The sequence below is a fragment of the Luteimonas salinisoli genome, assembly GCF_013425525.1.
Taxonomy (GTDB): Bacteria; Pseudomonadota; Gammaproteobacteria; order Xanthomonadales; family Xanthomonadaceae; genus Luteimonas; species Luteimonas salinisoli.
Genome location: NZ_JACCKA010000056.1, coordinates 22051 through 39324, shown reverse-complemented (window position 1 = coordinate 39324; position 17274 = coordinate 22051). Strand labels below are relative to the sequence as shown.

At 70.3% G+C, this 17274-nt stretch carries 13 protein-coding genes and 2 pseudogenes; 8 read left to right on the top strand and 7 right to left on the bottom strand.

Annotation, left to right across the window (positions count from 1 at the left end):
* Positions 1-57 precede the first annotated feature (57 nt).
* Positions 58-501 (top strand): SRPBCC family protein, encoded by a 444-nt coding sequence (locus H0E84_RS09295; RefSeq protein ID WP_180678367.1) that lies wholly within the window; start codon positions 58-60, stop codon positions 499-501.
* A gap of 42 nt (positions 502-543) precedes the next feature.
* Here H0E84_RS09295 and H0E84_RS09290 read toward each other — a convergent pair whose 3' ends face one another.
* Together H0E84_RS09290 and H0E84_RS09285 are read right to left on the bottom strand one after the other, a co-directional pair.
* Entirely contained in the window at positions 544-1953 is a 1410-nt protein-coding gene (locus tag H0E84_RS09290) for an SLC13 family permease (protein WP_219339670.1), read from the bottom strand.
* Positions 1954-2139: 186 nt separating this feature from the next.
* Positions 2140-2463, bottom strand: coding sequence for a hypothetical protein (locus H0E84_RS09285; RefSeq protein WP_180678366.1), 324 nt, complete (start codon positions 2461-2463; stop codon positions 2140-2142).
* 168 nt (positions 2464-2631) lie between these two features.
* On the opposite strand from H0E84_RS09285, the gene H0E84_RS09280 reads away from it, so the two are divergent.
* Positions 2632-3732 carry an NAD(P)/FAD-dependent oxidoreductase gene (locus H0E84_RS09280; RefSeq protein ID WP_180678365.1) on the top strand — a complete coding sequence of 367 codons (1101 nt, stop codon included), beginning with the start codon at positions 2632-2634 and terminating at the stop codon, positions 3730-3732.
* A gap of 132 nt (positions 3733-3864) precedes the next feature.
* Here H0E84_RS09280 and H0E84_RS09275 read toward each other — a convergent pair whose 3' ends face one another.
* Entirely contained in the window at positions 3865-5013 is a 1149-nt protein-coding gene (locus H0E84_RS09275; RefSeq protein WP_180678364.1) for a DUF2268 domain-containing putative Zn-dependent protease, read from the bottom strand.
* Positions 4961-5176, bottom strand: coding sequence for a DUF4287 domain-containing protein (locus tag H0E84_RS09270; RefSeq protein WP_180678363.1), 216 nt, complete (start codon positions 5174-5176; stop codon positions 4961-4963). The genes H0E84_RS09275 and H0E84_RS09270 overlap by 53 nt, the downstream gene beginning before the upstream one ends.
* A 345-nt stretch (positions 5177-5521) precedes the next feature.
* Between H0E84_RS09270 and H0E84_RS09265 the strand changes: the two genes are divergently transcribed.
* Positions 5522-7372 carry a M48 family metallopeptidase gene (locus H0E84_RS09265; RefSeq protein WP_180678362.1) on the top strand — a complete coding sequence of 617 codons (1851 nt, stop codon included), beginning with the start codon at positions 5522-5524 and terminating at the stop codon, positions 7370-7372.
* Between the two features lie 31 nt (positions 7373-7403).
* Here the strand turns inward: H0E84_RS09265 and H0E84_RS09260 are convergent, their stop codons facing one another.
* Together H0E84_RS09260 and H0E84_RS09255 are read right to left on the bottom strand one after the other, a co-directional pair.
* Complete coding sequence (locus H0E84_RS09260; RefSeq protein WP_219339669.1) at positions 7404-8267, bottom strand: amidohydrolase family protein; 864 nt, start codon at positions 8265-8267, stop codon at positions 7404-7406.
* Positions 8268-8382: 115 nt separating this feature from the next.
* Positions 8383-9288: a LysR substrate-binding domain-containing protein gene (locus H0E84_RS09255; protein WP_180678361.1), complete on the bottom strand. Its 906-nt coding sequence runs from the start codon at positions 9286-9288 to the stop codon at positions 8383-8385.
* Between the two features lie 121 nt (positions 9289-9409).
* Between H0E84_RS09255 and H0E84_RS09250 the strand changes: the two genes are divergently transcribed.
* Positions 9410-10120: an FMN-dependent NADH-azoreductase gene (locus tag H0E84_RS09250; RefSeq protein WP_180678360.1), complete on the top strand. Its 711-nt coding sequence runs from the start codon at positions 9410-9412 to the stop codon at positions 10118-10120.
* Between the two features lie 48 nt (positions 10121-10168).
* Here the strand turns inward: H0E84_RS09250 and H0E84_RS09245 are convergent, their stop codons facing one another.
* On the bottom strand, positions 10169-12244 hold the full coding sequence (locus H0E84_RS09245) for a right-handed parallel beta-helix repeat-containing protein (RefSeq protein WP_219339668.1): 2076 nt from the start codon (positions 12242-12244) through the stop codon (positions 10169-10171).
* A 21-nt stretch (positions 12245-12265) separates the two neighbouring features.
* Here H0E84_RS09245 and H0E84_RS20845 point away from each other — a divergent pair.
* The 4 genes and pseudogenes from H0E84_RS20845 to H0E84_RS09230 form a co-directional block, all read left to right on the top strand.
* Positions 12266-13675: pseudogene (locus tag H0E84_RS20845) on the top strand (MFS transporter); the annotation flags it as partial.
* A gap of 252 nt (positions 13676-13927) precedes the next feature.
* Positions 13928-14323 (top strand): annotated as a pseudogene (locus tag H0E84_RS20840) (MFS transporter); the annotation flags it as partial.
* A 12-nt stretch (positions 14324-14335) separates the two neighbouring features.
* On the top strand, positions 14336-16699 hold the full coding sequence (locus tag H0E84_RS09235; protein ID WP_180678358.1) for a GH36-type glycosyl hydrolase domain-containing protein: 2364 nt from the start codon (positions 14336-14338) through the stop codon (positions 16697-16699).
* Positions 16696-17274, top strand: a complete 579-nt coding sequence (locus tag H0E84_RS09230; RefSeq protein WP_180678357.1) for a gluconokinase — start codon at positions 16696-16698, stop codon at positions 17272-17274. The genes H0E84_RS09235 and H0E84_RS09230 overlap by 4 nt, the downstream gene beginning before the upstream one ends.

Below are 17274 nucleotides of genomic sequence, written 5' to 3'. Positions count from 1 at the left end.
GGCGTGCCCGGCTCGTCGCTGGAGCAGAGGGTCGTCCTCTGCTTCCGGAGCATCGCCATGCCTGCCACCATCCGTCTCCACCGCGTCCTGGCCGCGCCGCCCGAGCGCGTCTATCGCGCGTTCCTCGAACCGGCCGCGATGTGCAAATGGCTGCCGCCGCACGGTTTCACCGGCACAGTGCACGACATGGACGCCAGGGTCGGCGGCCGCTACCGCATGTCGTTCACCAACTTCACCACCGGCAACAGCCACGGCTTCGGGGGCGAGTACCTCGAACTGGTGCCCAACGAGCGCATCCGCCACACCGACCGCTTCGACGATCCCGGGCTCCCGGGCGAGATGACCGTCACCGTCACGCTGCGGGCGGTCGCCTGCGGCACCGAACTCGACGTGGTGCAGGAAGGCGTGCCGGACGTGATCCCGGCCGACGGCTGCTACCTGGGCTGGCAGCAGTCGCTGGCGCTGCTCGCGCAGCTGGTCGAACCGGAGATCCCGGACTGAGCGCCGCGGCAGCGCCGCTCACCGCGGTGCCCGGCCGCCGGATCAGCCCGGCATCGCCACCGGCTGCCACAGCAGCACGAAAGCGCTGATCAGGATCACCGCGGCCAGGTTGATCCAGATCCCTGCGCGCACCATGTCGTCGATGGCGATGTAGTCGGAGCTGAAGACCGCGGCGTTGGGCGGCGTGGAAATGGGCAGCATGAAGGCGCAGCTGGCCGACAGCGCGATCACCGCCATGATCGCGTGCGGGTCGGCGCCGATGCCCAGCGCCAGACCGATACCGACCGGGATCAGCATGTTGGAGACCGCGGTATTCGACATCACCTCGGTCATCAGCAGCACGATCGCCGCCAGCGCCACCACGATCAGCGCGAACGGCAGCACCTGCAGCCCCGCCAGCAGCCCGCCGAACCACGCGGTCAGGCCCGAGCTCTCGAACGCGGCCGCCAGCGACAGCCCGCCGCCGAACAGCAGCAACAGGCCCCACGGCAGGTCGCGCATGTCCGGCCAGCCCATCAGCCGCCCGCGCCCGCGCCGGGCCGGCAGCAGGAACAGGCTCACCGCGCCGATCATCGAGATCGAGGTGTCCGACAGGCGCAGCGCCGCCGGCAGGAAGCCGCTGCCGATCCACAGCGCGCCAACGGCGGCGAACACCGCCAGCACCGCCTTCTCCTCGAATCCCATCGGGCCCAGCCGCCGCAACTGCTCGCGGGCGAAGCCGCTGCCGATCTCCCGTTCCGTACGCACGCGAAACCTGAAGCGCGTCATGTAGACGTAGAGCGCCGCCAGCATCAGCGCGGTGAGCGGCGAGGCGAACAGGAACCACTCGGCGAAGGTGACCGTGCGGCCGAGGTTCTGCTGCGATACCGCCGCGAACACCGCGTTCGGTACCGAGCCGATCAGCGTGGCCAGGCCGCCGATGGAGGCGGCGTAGGCGATCGACAGCAGCAGGCCCTTGGCGAAGCGCCGGAGCGTGTCCTCGTCGTAGATCCGCTCCCGGCGGATCTCCTCGATCAGCGCCAGGCCGATCGGCAGCATCATCAGCGCGGTGGCCGCGTTGGAGATCCACATCGACAGGAACGCCGTGGCCAGGATGATGCCCAGGGTGATGCGCTGCCCGCCCGCCCCGACCATCGACAGGATCGCCATGGCGATGCGCTTGTGCAGGTCCCACTTCTGGATCGCCAGGGCGATCGTGAAGCCGCCCATGTACATGAAGACGATCGGATTGCCGTAGGCCATCGTCGCGGTGCGCTCGTCCGCGCCGCCGGTGAGCGGCAGCAGGAAGATCGGCATCAATGAGGTCGCCGGGATCGGCATCGCCTCGGTGATCCACCAGGTCGCGACCCACAGCGTGACCGCCAGCACCGCCCGTGGCGCATCGTCCAGCCCGGTGAGAGCAGGAACGAAATACGTCAGCGCGAACAGCAGCGGGCCCAGCGCCAGCCCCACGCGCCGGCGAATGGATGCCCCTGCGCGCGGCGCGCTGGTCGGGTGCGCGGATGACGCCACCTGTTCTCCATGGAGCCCGCGTCGCCGTCGCCGCGGCACCGGCCGGACGCTTCGGGCACAGCGGGCGATGGTACCCGCAAACCCGAAGCCGGGGTCGCCCCCGGAGGCATCCGCGAGGCTGCCGGATCAGCGAATGTCGCCGTCTGCCGCAGCGGCCTCCAGCAGGTCGTTGACGACGACGGGTCCCGTGCCGAGCAGCACCGACGGCGCCGTCATCAGCGGACCGAGCAGCTTGCCGATGGCCGGGCCCAGCGCCTCGCGCGCGGCGTGCATGTCGTCGGCCGTGGCCCAGAGCGTCATCGTCAGATGGCGCCCGTCGCCGACATCCGTCACGACGGTGCCGCGATAGCCGGGCCGCCCGGCGTGCAGGCGATCGAACTCGACGAACTCGGGAGCGTCCTGGATCGGCCGCTCCGGCGCGTACGTCGTCTCCCTGAAAACTGCGTACATGGCACGGACTCCGTGTGGAAAACAACAGTTTCGGGCCCACTCTATCGCGGCGCGCGACGGCTCGTGCGCCCAGGCTCGGCGGATCCTTCAATCCCGCTTCACATTCCCCCCATCGTGGCTTCGCAGCGTATCGATACCGTTCCGGGCGTTCCCTCCCCTGGAGCTTCGATGGACAACGCAACGCCCTCATCCGCTCCCGACGTCGTGGTGGTCGGCGCCAGCTTCGCCGGCGCCGCCTGCGCGATCGCCGCCGCGCAGCGCGGGCTGCGCGTGTGCGTGCTCGAACGCAAGCGCGATCCGGGCGAGAAACTGCGCACCACCGGGATCATCGTCAAGGAGGCCGCCGAGCGCACCCTGCTCAACCAGCTCCCCGCCTCCATGACCCGGCGCATCGAGGAAGTGCGTCTGTACGCGCCGAGCCTGAAGCAGGTCGCGCTCGCCGCGCCGGGCTACTACTTCCTCACCACCGACACCCCCGCCGTCATGCGCTGGCTGGCCGGGCAGCTGCACGACCACGGCGTGGACCTGCGCCTGGGCACCTCGCTCACCGCAGCCGAGCGCACCGCCCACGGCTGGCGGGTGAACGGTGTGGGCGCCACGCGCTACCTGGTCGGCGCCGACGGCGCGCGCTCGCGGGTGGCCCGGCTCTGCGGGCTGGGCGAAGTGCGCCAGTTCCTCTACGGCATCGAGTACGAGTTTCCCGGCGCCACGCTCGCCCGGCCCGATGCGCTGCACTGCTTCATCAGCAAACGCTACGCACCCGGCTACATCGGCTGGATCGCGCAGAGCCCCACCGGCGTGCAGGCCGGCCTGGCGCTGCGCCACGACCCGGCGAACGCCCGCGTGCCCGACATCGACGACTTCCTGCTGCGCGTCGGCCGCGCTGGTGGCCTGCCGCGCCACCTCAGGCCCGGACACACCCGCGCCGGGCTGATCCCCTGCGGCGGCCCGGTGTTCGACATGGCACGCCACCGCGCGATCCTGGTGGGCGACGCCGCCGGCATCGTCTCGCCGGTCACCGCGGGCGGCATCCACTCCGCGTGGGAGCACGGCTGGTCCGTCGGCCGCGCCATCGCCGCGCACCTGCGCGACGGCGGTCCCCGGCCCGAGCAGGCGGCCGTGGAGGCGGCGCCGCGTTTTCGCGCCAAGCGCGCCCTGCGCTGGGCCTACGACCGCCTGCAGTTCGACTGGCCCTTCGACCTGCTGCTGCACTCGCCGCCGCTGCGCTGGGCCGCGGAGCAGGTGTACTTCCACAAGCGCGGGTGTTGAGAAGACGCCGGATGTACCGCCCTGCACGCAGTGCGACGGCGCTCTCGGCTTCGGAGCCTCTCCTGCATGCGGGAGAGCGTTTGTGGCCCCGGGCCAGGTTCGCCCGCGCCGCCGGAAGGCCGGCTCCAGTCCCTACTCCTTTCGCTCGCCCGCCCGTCCGCTCCGCTCGAACTCCTCCGTCACGCCGCTCGCCTCGAGAAAGGCGGCCGCATCCTCGATGCGCAGCATGTCGCGGATGGCCTCGCGCTTGTCCGCCGCGCGCCGGTAGTACGCCCGGGCGATCCGGTAGCCCATCCAGTAGCCAAGATCGGCCGGGCGTCCGTCGCCGGCCTGGGTGTCATACAGCCATCCCGTGTAATCGCTGCCGTCCATCATCTGCGCGAACTCCGCCCACAGCCCGGCGGCGCGCGGCTCGGCCCAGGCATGGACGTGCTGATTGATGTGCCGGCCCGTGCCCAGCTCGGAGAGGAAATCGGCGACGCCCTCGCGGAGCGCGGCGCGCAGCAGCGTGGGCTGGTCCTGCACCTCCGGGCTTTGCTGAAAGTGCACCCATTCGTGCGCCACGATATCGGGCAGGTTGGCGAGCTCTCCCACCACCGCCCGATGCCACTCTCCAAGTTCGCCCAGCGGCACGCCATCGCCGCGGCCGTACATTTCCAGGCCGATCAGCAGCCCTGCCTCGTCGAGCGTGCCGCCCGAGTTCATGCGTCCGATCAGGAAGTACACGTCCGGGAACACGCCTCCGGGGTACACCGCAGCCATGCTCCGCAGCGCCTCGCGGATCGCGGGCTTCTGCGCCTCCAGCAGGTCGCCGCTCCCACGCAGGGAAGCGTAGTAGCGCGGATGCTCGTCGATGGCCGATACCAGCCGGTCGGCGCTGTGGATCCGCAGCCGCGTGAACGCCTCCAGCCCGGGCGTCCCGCGATCCAGGTAGCCGCGCTGGAACGCCGCGACCCGTTGCGCGCGGTCGCCGGTTTGCGCGGCCTCGTTCCAGGCGGCCCAGAACCGCGGCAGGTCTTCGGTCACCAGGCCGGCTGCGTCCGGATCGCGGTTCTCGCGTGGTCCGGCGGTCGCCGTACATGCGAGCCCGGCGCCGAATGCCAGCGACCACGCGAGAACCAGCAGCAACTGCAGCGCTTTGGACGGCATCCTGGCGACTCGCTGGGGGACCCCGGGCAAGATACGCCATACGCCCCCGGCGGCGAACGCGCCGGAAGTCATTCGTCCCTCAGCCGCCGCCCTGCGCGCGATAGTGGGCGACCAGGGCGTTGGCGTGGCCATGCCCGATCCCGTGCGCGGACTTGAGCGCGGCCACCATCTCCATGTGCTTCTTTCCCTTCATGGCCGCGAGCACGCCGAGCCAATGGCCGATCGGCTCGCCGTACGTCTTCTCGATGGAAGGAAAGTAGGAAGCCGGGCCTTTCACCTTCTTCTCGTTGGCCATCTCAGCGCTCCCCCGGCAAGACCGCGCGATGGAAGCCGGCCGCCTCCCTGGCCTGGCCGTCGAAACACCGGTGCGGGGTGATGGGCTTGGCAAGCGGCATGCGATTTCTCCTGACAGCAAGGGGGCTCGATCATCAGACGATCCGGCCCGGCCGCAATCGACAGCCGGCGAAAAGAAGACCGGCTCCCGGTGCCTGGAGCAGGCCACGGTGGCGTGAGCCGGATTCGGGCCGCGCGGTTTCCGAAGCACTCTGCCGACACCGGGCTCCACGCCGCCCATGGCTTGGGGGGGGGCGGCGGTCCAGAAGGGTTTTCTGCTAGATTCCTGCCGATCGGGGGGCCATCGATGCAAACAGCTGCAAGCCGCGCGGTGCTGGTGGAGCGACTGGACCGCGAGTCGCGCGAATCTCCGGGCTGGTACAAGTTCAAGCTCGCACTGCTGGCGGGCCTGGGCTTCGCCGTGCTGGGAGGATCGGCCACGCTCGCGCTGGCGGCGTCGGCGGGCCTGGTGGTGGTGCTTTTTCTCGTCAGCCCGATCCTGCTGGTCAAGCTGCTCAAGATCGTCTGGATCCCGGTAGCGTTCGGGTGGCTGGTGCTCAGGGCGCTGTGGATCCGCTTCGACCCGCCGGACGGCCATCGGCTGGCCCCCGGCGAAGCGCCCGGGCTCGTGGCGGAGGTCGAGCGCCTGCGCCGGGCGACGCGCGCGCCGAAGCTCGACGCCATCATCGTCAACGCCGAACTCAATGCCGCGGCGGCGAGCGTTCCGCGCGCCTCGGGCCTGTTCGGTCACAGGCACTACCTGGTGCTCGGCCTGCCGCTCATGCAGCTGCTCGAACGCGAGGAGATGGCGGCGGTGATCGCCCACGAATTCGGCCACTTCGGCGGCGGCCACAACCGCTTCGGCGGGTGGATCCACCAGGTCCGGATCAGCTGGTATCGCGTGCTCGCCGCGCTCTCGCAGGGCGGCGCCTGGGCCGCGAAACCCTTCATGACGTTCTTCGACTGGTACGCGCCGTTCTTCGACGCCTACAGCTTCTCCCTGGCCCGCGCCAACGAATACCAGGCCGACGCAGCCGCGGCCGCCGTGGTCGGCCCCGGGCCCGCGGGGCGCGCCCTGGTGCGCGTGCACCTGGGCGGCGAGCGGCTCGAGCGCGATTTCTGGCCCTACGTGCGCAGATGCAACGCGCAGCAGCCGCTACCGCCGTCCTGCCTCTACCGGGACATGGCGCAGCACCTGCGCAGCAGCGGCACGGACGACGCCGCGCGTCTCGGCGAGGCGCTGACCGCCGCCGCCGGCCATCATGACACCCACCCGACGCTCGCCCAGCGCCTCGATGCGCTGGGCGTGGAGGTTCCGCGCCTGGACGGCGCCCCGCACCGCTCCTTCGCGGATGCCTGGCTGGGCGACCTGGCCACCGTACTGGAAGCGCGCTTCAGCGACGAATGGCGCCAGGGCGTCGAGGCGGCATGGACCGGCAACCATGCCCGCCACATCGAGGACAGCGCCCGGCTCGCCGAGCTGGAGCAGGTCGTGGAGCGCTCGCCCGAGCAGGCCGTCCAGTACGCCCTGCTGGTCGCCGACCTGCGCCCGGAAGTCGACGCCCTCCCCCTGTTCCAGCGCGCGGTCGAAGCCGCACCGGACGATGCGCTTTCCCGCTTCCGTCTCGGCCAGCTGCTGCTCGAGCGCGAAGACGCGGCGGGCGTGGAACACGTCCGCACCGCGATGGCCCTGGACAGCAACGCGATAGAACCGGGCGCGGCGCTGCTGGCGCAGCATTTCTCGGCGGTCGCCGACGAGGCCGGCCAGGCGGAGGCCGAGAAGGCGCTCCGCCGCCTCTACGCGCAGCAGGACCGCACCGCCGCAAACCGCGGAAAGGTCGGCCGGTCCGACATCCTGCTGCCCCACGGGTTGTCCGTGGATGCACTGGACGGGCTGCGGCGGCAGCTGGACGCGCTCGGCACGGTCAAGAAGGCCTGGGTCGTGCGCAAGCACGTCAGCGACGATCCGAACGAGCTGCCCCACTACGTGGTGCTGGTCTCGTGGCGCGGGCTGATCCTCTCCGAGGACAGCAACCTTCAGCGCGTCGCGGACGCACTGGACCTGCCGGGAAGCTTCCTGGTGATCACCGCACCCAACCGGCGCCTGGTCGCCTCCAGGCTCAAGCGCACGGCGGGCGCGCCTGCCTATACCCGTTGAGCCGACTCGCCGGGTCGCGGCGCGAAGCACGCTACTCCCGATCCGACGCTCCGAGATCGAACAGCCGCTGGGCGTTGCCGTAGCGGATCGCGGCCTTCTCGGATTCGTCCAGGTCCAGGCGCTCCAGCGCCTCGAGCGCGCGGGCGAGCGACATCTGGGGATAGTCGGAACCCAGCATCACGCGATCGATGCCGACGTTGCGCAGCGTCCAGACGAACTCGTCCTCGATCGGTGAACCGGCGGCGAGATGCAGCGGACCGGAAAGGTCGAAGTAGACGTTGTCCATGCCGAAGCCGTCGGCCGTCCGCGCGAGCGCCAGGATGTTCCAGAAGCGGAAGTTCAGGCCGCCGATATGGGCGAATACGAACGTCGTGCCCGGCGCCTGCACCGCCAGGTTGAACAGGTTCTCGCTGTCGCCGGGAATGATGTTGGCGTTGTCCATGAGCACGACCATGCCGAGCTCGCCGGCGTGCCGCACCACTGCGAGCACGCGCGCGTCGGTGACATCGAAGCGCTGGGTGTGCGCATGGATCTTGAGCACTTTCACGCCCTTGGCCGCGACGCGCTGCAGCTCCTCCAGCGCGGCGTCGCCGTCGTAGGGGTGCACGGTAGCGATGGGCAGGACCTTCGGATTCGCGGCGGCCAGCGCGACGATCGCGTCGTTGCCTTCGCGGATGCGCTCAATCGCGCCTTCGCGCGCCTGGTGGGGGCCGCCGAACCACATGGCGCCGTAGGCGGTCACCTCCACGCCGGCTTCCGCCAGCTGCGCCTCGTACTGCCCGCTCGACGTCGCGCCCTCGCGCAGATGCACGTGCATGTCGAACACCGGCTGCTGCGCGGCCGCCGGCCCGAGCGCGGAAAGAAGCAGAATCGCCAGCGCGTACGTCGTCTTCATCGGAACACCATGCAGAAGAGGGGCGGGCATTATGCCGGACCGGCGCCCGCGCTCCCGGGCCGCAGGTGGACGGGCCCGGCGCCGTTTCGCCCGCGCCGGGGCGTTCGCCCCGCACTCACTCCGCGGCTCGCCGCGGCTGGGTCAACGGCGGCAGGCCCAGCACCCAGTCGCGCAGGGTGGCCAGCCAGCAGTCCTCGCGCCGGTCCTCGGCATGGACCAGATGGAACGGCTCGGCCTGCAGCTCGGGGCCGAACGGGCGCAGCAGCGATCCGGCATGCAGTTCGTCGGCGACCAGGGCCAGGCTCATCAGGGCGACGCCCTGTCCGGCGAGCGCGGCGGAAATGGTGTGGGTCTCGTCCGAGAACGCCGGCCCGGCTGCGGCATCCAGACCCGCGACCTGCGCGCGGCGTTGCCAGGCCTGCCAGTCGACCGGGGCGCTGCGCGCGCCCGGCGGAGCGAAGTGCAGCAGCGTGTGGCGCGGCAGTTCGCGCGGGTCGCGCAGGCCCAGCATCGGGCTGCACACCGGCGCGAACACGTTGTCGAACAGCCTGTGCGCCAGCAATCCAGGCCAGTGGCCGCTGCCATAGCGGATCGCCGCATCCGCCTCCACGCCGTCGAGCGCCACCGGCTCGTGCGAGACGTGGATGCGCAGGTCCAGTCCCGGGCAGGCCTCGCGCAGCTGCGGCAGGCGCGGCACCAGCCAGCGCGACGCCACCGCCGGGGTGGCGCTCAGGGTGAGGCTGCGCCGCTGCGGTGCGCGCACGCGATCCGCCGCAGCGGCGATCGTTCCGAACGCCGCGGTCAGCGCCCGCTGGAGTTCCTGGCCCTGCGGCGTGGGCAGCAGCTGCCGGGGCCGGCGCACGAAGAGCGCCTGGCCGAGCTCTTCCTCGAGCTGACGGAGCTGGTGGCTGATGGCGGCCGGAGTGACCGACAGCTCGCCGGCGGCGCGCTTGGCGCTGCCCAGGCGGGCGGCGGCTTCGAACGCACGCAGTGCCGACAACGATGGCAAGCGGCGGCTCATAGGTGAATTATCCTAACTCATTGGCGGAGAAAAGATCGTTTGTCTGGCGTGAAGTCGAGCCCTAGCGTACTACGCTCCGCACCCAAGCATGAACGGTGCTAATTCATACAAGGAGCCCGCCATGATCCGCCTGCTGCACCTGGACGCCAGCGCCCGCCCCGGCCGCCACGGCATCGACCCGCATGGTTCGCACACCCGCGCGCTGAGCCACCGCTTCGTCGCCCGCTGGCGCGCCGCTCGCCCACGCGACCCGGTGCGCTATCGCGATCTCGGCGCGGCGCCGCCGAGGCTGGTCGATCACGACTGGATCCGCGCCGAATTCACCCGCCGCGACGCACGCGAACCGTGGATGACCGAGCGGCTGGCGGAGAGCGATGCCATGGTCGATGAGTTGATCGATACCGACCTGCTGGTGATCGGCGCACCGCTGTACAACTTCGGCATGCCCGCGCCGCTGAAGGCCTGGGTGGACAGCATCGTGCGGATCGGCCGCACCGTGGCGTTCGATCCGTCCCGCGGCGACGATCCCTACATCCAGCTGCTCGCCGACCGGCCAAGGCGGGTGGCGCTGCTGTCCTCGCGGGGCGGGCACGGCATGGACCAGGGCGGCCCGCTGGCGCACATGAACCACCTCGACCCGCACCTGCGCACCGCGCTCGGGTTCATCGGCATCCATGACCTGCGCAGCATCGCCATCGAATACGAGGAGTTCGGCGACGCGCGCCTGGCCGCATCGGTGGCCGAAGCGCAGGCGAAGGTCGACGGCCTGGTCGATGCCCTGCTGGCCGAGACCGCGGCAACCGCCGGGGTCCGGCAACCGCTGCCGGCCTGATGCGATGGCGCACGCAGGCCGGCCGCTTGCATCCGTTCGCCTGCCCCGCTAGGGCTGGACGGCCTCGATGCTCAGGTCGTCCAGGTGGAACGACATGCCGGCACTCCCCGACCCGACCAGGACCACCAGCACCGAACTCGTGCCCGCGGGCGCCTCCACGGCAGCGGTCGCCTGTTGCCAGTCGGCGCTCGAGGCCGGCAATACGATGACGCTGGAATCCAGCACCCGTCCATCTTCCGCACGCCAGTCCAGCACCAGTCTGGGGTTGACGGGCACGCCGGTGCCTGCCCTCGCCCAGACGCTCACCGATTTGACGCCGGGCGAGGCGGCATAGCCCGGATAGTTCGCCGCCTCCACGCCCCAGTAGGCGTCGGCGATGTCCACCCGCAGGCTGTGGCTGCCGCCGTGCGCCTGCGCCGCGCTGCGGGCGACGGCGGCGCCGTACCAGCCGTTCCACAGGCCCAGCGAACCTTCGAGCGTCGCGGTGTCCGGATCGACCAGGTTTCCGGTCGGGCCGGGAACGCCGCCGACCTGGTCGCTGGTGCTGTCCACGTCCTGCAGGTACGGCGCGGCCTGCCATGCGGCGAAGCCGATGCGCTCGCCCCAGCGCTTGGCGAACTTCCACGGGCCGTAATAGTGGTTGCCGGAGAACTTGTTGTTGGCGTCGAACATCACCTCGTCCTGCACGCCCGCGACCGTATAGGGCGACCAGGGAAGGTTGTCGGCGCCGGTGGCGATCAGCGCCTGCACCCCGCAGTAGCCGCTACCCGCGCAGGGGACGACCCCGGGGTCGAAGTGGAACTCGTTGCCGGTGACCTCGATCTCGCGGGATCGCCAGCGGCAATCCGTGAGATAGGGTTCGCTGTCGATCTGCGCGTAGCACGGGTGGCCGGCGTTGATCGGATCGACGTAGTCGTAGTCGTGCGGCCTGGGGATCAGCGTGGGGCGCACGAGCGGCGTGCAATAGCCCTTGCTGGTATTGCCGTTGGAATTGCAGAAGCGGTTGGGGTTCTCGTAGATCGATACGCCCGAGAAGTTGTTCTCGAAGTAGTTGTCGTGAACCCGGATCTTGGCGGCACCGGAAACCACGCTGGCCAGGCGCGGATCGCCGCCCGACTCGGACAGGTAGACGGCGGGCGCCGGCGACCCCTGGTTGCGCTGGCCCTTCACCCAGGCATTGTTCAGCAAGGTGTTGCCGCGGATGGTTGCGTTGTAGCTGATCTCGTACCAGATGCCTTCATCGTCGTTGTCGGCGATGTAGTTGCCTTCGAACAGGAAGTCGATGTTGTTGGTATCCGCCCACAGGCCGACGCTCTTGTTGTCGTGCACCCAGTTGTGAGTGACGCGCGCGCCCTCGACGTCCCAGAACTTGCCGCCGCCGGTGCAGCCGCAGCCGGGCTCGAGGGCTTCCCAGTCGTCGGTATTGTTGCCGGCGATCTCGTTGTGATCCAGCACGATGTTCTTGATTGCAGAATCGCCCTCGACCGGCGGCTTGTACATGCTGAAGCCGTATTGGCCGTTGTCCTTCAGGCAGTTGTAGCGCACCGTATTGTCGCTGCCGAGGAAAACGCCGGCGCCATCGTTGTCCGAGATGGTGTTGTACTCGATCAGCCAGTCGTCGCCGGCGTCGTGGTTCACCACGCCCTCGTTGTTGTTGTCCAGGCCGCGGCCGAAGTTGCGGACGGTGAGATGGCGGACCGTGACGTTGCGCGCGCGGCCGGTGAACGCGTAGAGATTGAGGTTGCGCCCGTCGAGGACCGCGCCCGGAGCGCCGACGTAGGTCGCGCCGTCGCGGGCGATGATCTGTCCATAGAGGTCGTCGCCCAGCGTGTGCACGCCTGGCGCGAACCAGAAGGTCGCGCCGGGACGGTTGAAGTCGAAACCGCTATGGTCCCCTGCCGGCACCACCACTGCGCCGTCGGGAGGCGCCTCCGGCCCGGCGAGCAGCGCGGTGTTGCCGCAGATCCGCGCCGGCGGCTCGACCGGCCACTGAAAGCTCGCGACCGGCTGTTGCGCCGCGGCTACGGGCGCGGCGATGCCCAACACGAAGATGGACGAGGCGGCGCCCAAGACCTTGGCCGCCTTTCCAAGCCTGGAAAGCGGCGTCCATTGACTGATGCTCACGTGGATCCCCCTGGTCGCGTGATGGTGCGGAAGCACGAGGCCGTGCTTCCTGCGGCGCCAACACTCTGCCATCGGTGCCGCCCGCGAGAACAGCGACTGCGTCACGGTCGACGGCAACGTCCATGGCGGTCGGGCTCTGCGTGGGCGCCGCCAGGCCAGGTCCGGCTGGGCGGCCGTCGCGTCCCGATGCCTGGCCGGCCCGGTCACCTGTATTCGCCGCGCAGGCCGGCATCCCTGACGTCGCGCGCGGCCTCCTGGCACCGGTGCCGCTCCGGCTCGTGCCCGGTCCGCGGCCGTTCGTCATGCACCTCTCCCCGGATCGGGAGCGCCCTCGCACGCAACCCGGGCATGCGCAACGTCGCGGCCATGTTAGCGTTAACCACATCGGTTGCCGACAGCCGAAGACACAGGCCCGGGGAGCGGAACGTGACAGCCATTCAAGAGGCGAAGGACGGCCGACGTCCGGCAAGCGACAGGACTGCCACGCTCGGGTTCGGCGAGAAGATCGGCTTCGGCCTCGGCGATGCAGGCTTCAATTTCTACTGGGTCATCATCGGCTCGTACCTGCTGTACTTCTACACCGACGTGTTCGGCATTTCCGCGTCCGCCGCGGCCTGGATGTTCGCCGCCACCCGCATCATCGACGCGTTCACCGATCCCGCGATCGGTGCGATCGCCGACCGCACTCGCTCCCGCTGGGGCAAGTTCCGCCCCTACCTGCTGTTCGGCGCGCTGCCGCTGATGGGCTCGGCGATCCTCACCATGAGCACGCCGGATCTGGGCGACACCGGCAAGCTGATCTGGGTCTATGCCACCTACAGCGCGATGATGCTCTGCTACACCCTGGTCAACATCCCCTACAACTCGCTCGCCGGGGTACTGACCGCCGACGGCGGCGAGCGCAGCTCGATCTTCGGCATCCGCTTCTTCTTCGCCTACCTGACCGGCATCGTGGTCGGCGCCGCGACCCCGGACCTCGCGGCCTGGTTCGGCGACGGCGATCCGGCGCGCGGCTGGCAGCTGACGATGGTGCTGTACAGCACCGTGGCCACGGTGCTGTTTCTTGTCACTTTCCTCACCACTCGAGAACGGGTCGCACCGCCGGCGGCGCAGAAGACCAGCCCGCTGGCGGACATCGCCGACCTGCTGAAGAACCGGCCCTGGGTGGTGCTGTTCGCCCTGGCCATGATCGTCATGATCACCATCGTGCTGCGCGGCAGCTCGGCGGCCTACTACTTCAAGTACTTCGTGCAGCGTCCCGACCTGATGGGCGCGTACATCGGCCTGCAGATGGCGGCCTACGCGGTCGGCGCGCTGGCCACTCCCTGGCTGGCGCGGCGCTTCGACAAGGTCCGGCTGCTGATGGTCACGATGGCGATCGTCGGCCTGCTGTCGATCGGCTACGCCTTCGTCCCGGCGCCCGCCTCCAACGGCGTGGTGACCATCTCCGGCAACGCCCCGGTGACGCTGCGGGCGGATGCGATGCTCGATGCCCCGGCGCGTCCGGGCGACAGCTACCGCTGGACCCGCCACGAGAACGCCTTCTGGATCGTGCGCAGCCGCGTGGACCTGGAGGGCAGCGGCCCCAGCCTGACCCTCGACGGCGCCAACGGCCAGGTGGTCAGCGTGGTCCGCACCGGCGCCGACGGCAACCGCGTCGACAGCGCCGACCTGCCGGTGGAAATCGTCGTCATGTTCCTGCTCAACATCCTGATCAGCCTGGCGCTGGGGCCCAAGTCGCCGCTGACCTGGTCGATGTACGCCGACGCCGCCGACTACAACGAGTGGAAGACCGGCCGCCGTGCCACCGGGATGACGTTCTCGGCGGCCACCTTCTCGCAGAAGCTCGGCGGTGCGCTCGGCGCGGCCGGCGTCGGCTGGGTACTGGCGGCGATGGGCTACGCCGCCAACCAGGCGCAGAGCGGCGCCTCGCAGACCGGGATCGTGCTCCTGCAGACCGCGGTGCCCGGGGCGTTCGCGCTGGTCGCGATGTTCGCGCTGCGGTTCTACGATCTGACCGCCCCGCGGCTGGAACGGATCCAGCTGGACCTGACGGCCCGGCAACAGGCCGGCGACTGACGGAGACACTGCATGCTGGTACGCGCCACCGAAGACGGCGAGCGTTTCGTGCTGACCGACCCCAGCGCGATGCCGCGGGCGGCAGGGTTCCTCTGGAACCGCCTGATGATGATGCAGGTCAACTGCCGGGGCTTCGCGGTGGCCCGCTTCATGCAGCCGGAACCCGCACGCTACACCCACGCGCCGAACCTCGAAGCCGCGACCTTCATGCAGCCGGAGCAGCCGTACTACGCCCACCATCCGGGGCGCTTCTGCTACATCAAGGACGAAGAGACCGGAGCGGTCTTCTCAGCGCCCCACGAGCCGGTGCGGGCGAAGCCCGACCGCTTCGAGTTCTCGGTCGGCGGCAGCGACATCCGCTGGACCGTGCAATGCCTCGGCGTGCGGGTGGAGATGGAAGTGGCCCTGGCCGCCGACGCGGCGGTGGAGCTGTGGCGGATCCGGGTCACCAACCTCTCCGGCCGCAGCCGTCGGCTCGGCGTCTATCCCTACGTGCCGATCGGCTACATGAGCTGGATGAACCAGTCCGCCCGCTACCGTCTCGATCTGGGCGGCGTGGTGGCATCCAGCGTCACCCCGTACCAGAAGGTCGAGGACTGGCCGCGCCAGCGCGACTTCAACGATCGCACCTGCTTCCTGCACGACCGCGAGCCCGTCGCCTTCGAAGCCTCACGCGAAGCGTTCGAGGGCGAAGGCGGCCTGCACGCCCCGGACGGGGTGCGACAGGCGCTGCTGGGCAACGGCGATGCGCTGCACGAGACGCCGGCCGCGGTGCTGCAGTACCGCATCGGGCTGGCGCCAGACCAGACGGAGGAATACCGCTTCCTGCTGGCCCCCGCACGCGACGATGCCGACATCGCCCGCCTGCGCGCGCGCTACCTGGACGATGCCGGCTTCGACCGGGCACGCGCGGACTACGCCGCCTACATCGCCCACGGCCGCGGCGTGCTGCGCATCGAGACCCCGGACCGGCACCTGGACCGGTTCGTGAACCACTGGTTGCCGCGACAGGTGTACTACCACGGCGACACCAACCGCCTGACCACCGATCCGCAGACCCGCAACTACCTGCAGGACCACATGGGGATGAGCTTCATCGCGCCTTCGACGGCGCGCGCGGCGTTCCTCCACGCGCTGTCGCAGCAGGAAGCCGGGGGCGCGATGCCCGATGGCATCCTGCTGGCGCCGGGCGCGGAGCTGAAGTACATCAACCAGGTGCCGCATACCGACCATTGCGTCTGGCTGCCGGTGTGCCTGCGCGCCTACCTGGACGAGACCGGCGACGACGGCATCCTCGACGCGCCGGTCGAGGACGGCGCCGGGCGCGCCCTCACCGCCTTCGAGCGCATCTGCAGGGCGATGCGCTGGCTGCTGGGCGCGCGCGACGCGCGCGGCCTGAGCTACATCGGCCAGGGCGACTGGTGCGACCCGATGAACATGGTCGGCCACAGGGGCAAGGGCGTGTCCGGCTGGCTGTCGGTGGCCGCCGCCCATGCGCTCGGACTGTGGGCCGGTGTCTGCGAGCGCCACGGTCGCGCCGGGCTCGCCGACGAGTTCCGCGCCGGTGCCCGGGCCATCAACCAGGCGGTGAACGCGCACCTGTGGGACGGCGAGTGGTACGCCCGCGGCATCACCGACGACGGCGTGGCGTTCGGCGTGGCGAACGACGCCGAGGGACGCATCTACCTCAACCCGCAGAGCTGGGCGATCCTGGCCGGTACCGCGGATGCGCGCCAGCGCACGCTGATGATCCGCGCCGTCGAGGCGCAGTTGGAAACGCCGTACGGAGCGATGATGCTGGCGCCGGCCTATACCGCCATGCGCGAGGACGTGGGCCGCCTGACCCAGAAGTTTCCCGGCACCGCGGAGAACGGCTCGGTCTACAACCACGCCGCGGCGTTCTACGTCCATGCCCTGTATGCCGTCGGCGAGTCCGAGCGCGCCTGGCGCCTGCTGCGGCGGATGCTGTGCGGCCCGGACGAGGCCGACTACCAGCAGCGCGGGCAGCTGCCGGTGTTCATCCCCAACTACTACCGCGGCGCCTGGCGGGAGCACCCGCGCACCGCCGGGCGCTCCAGCCAGCTGTTCAATACCGGCACCGCCGCCTGGGCGTACCGCATCCTGATCGAGGACCTGTTCGGCCTGAAGGGCTGCGCCGATGGGCTGCGGGTGGCACCGCAGCTGCCGCGCGACTGGCAGACGGCCCGGGCCGAGCGCGCGTTCCGCGGCGCCCGCTTCGACGTCCACTACCTCCGCCAGTCCGGCGTGGCGTCGATCGAGGTGCGCGTCGACGGCGAACTGCTGGATGGCGACTGCATCGGCGACATCCGGTCCGGTCGCAGCAGCCGCGTCGACGTTCGGCTGCCGGCGGCATGAGCGACGCCGCCACCATCGCAACACCGGTCCTGGTCGTCGCGATGGGCGTCGCCGGTTGCGGCAAGTCCACCCTGGCCGCCCACCTGGCGACGGAGTTCGGTTCCCGCCTGCTCGAGGCCGACGACTTCCATCCATCCGCAAACCGGGAGCGCATGGCCCGTGGCGAGCCGCTGACCGACGCCATGCGCGAGCCTTGGATCGCCGCCCTGTGCCAGGCGCTGCGCGTGTCCCGTCGCGCCGGCGAGAGCTGTGTGCTGGCCTATTCGGGCCTGCGCCGCGCCCATCGCCAGCGCTTTCGCGAACTGGGCTATCCGACCCTGTTTCTCTACCTGGCCGGCGACCGGGAGTTGATTCGTAGCCGGATGCAGGCCCGCACCGGCCACTTCGCCCCCGCCAGCCTGCTCGACAGCCAGTTCGTGGCGCTGGAAGCGCCGCTCGACGAGCCGGACATCGTGGTCGTGGACGTCGCGCAGGACGTCGACCGGATCCACCGGCAGGCCGCGGAGGCAGTGCGCGGGTTCATGGCCCGGTGCTCGGCGACCCGCCCGGACAGCGGCTCCCGCCCAGCGCGGTGA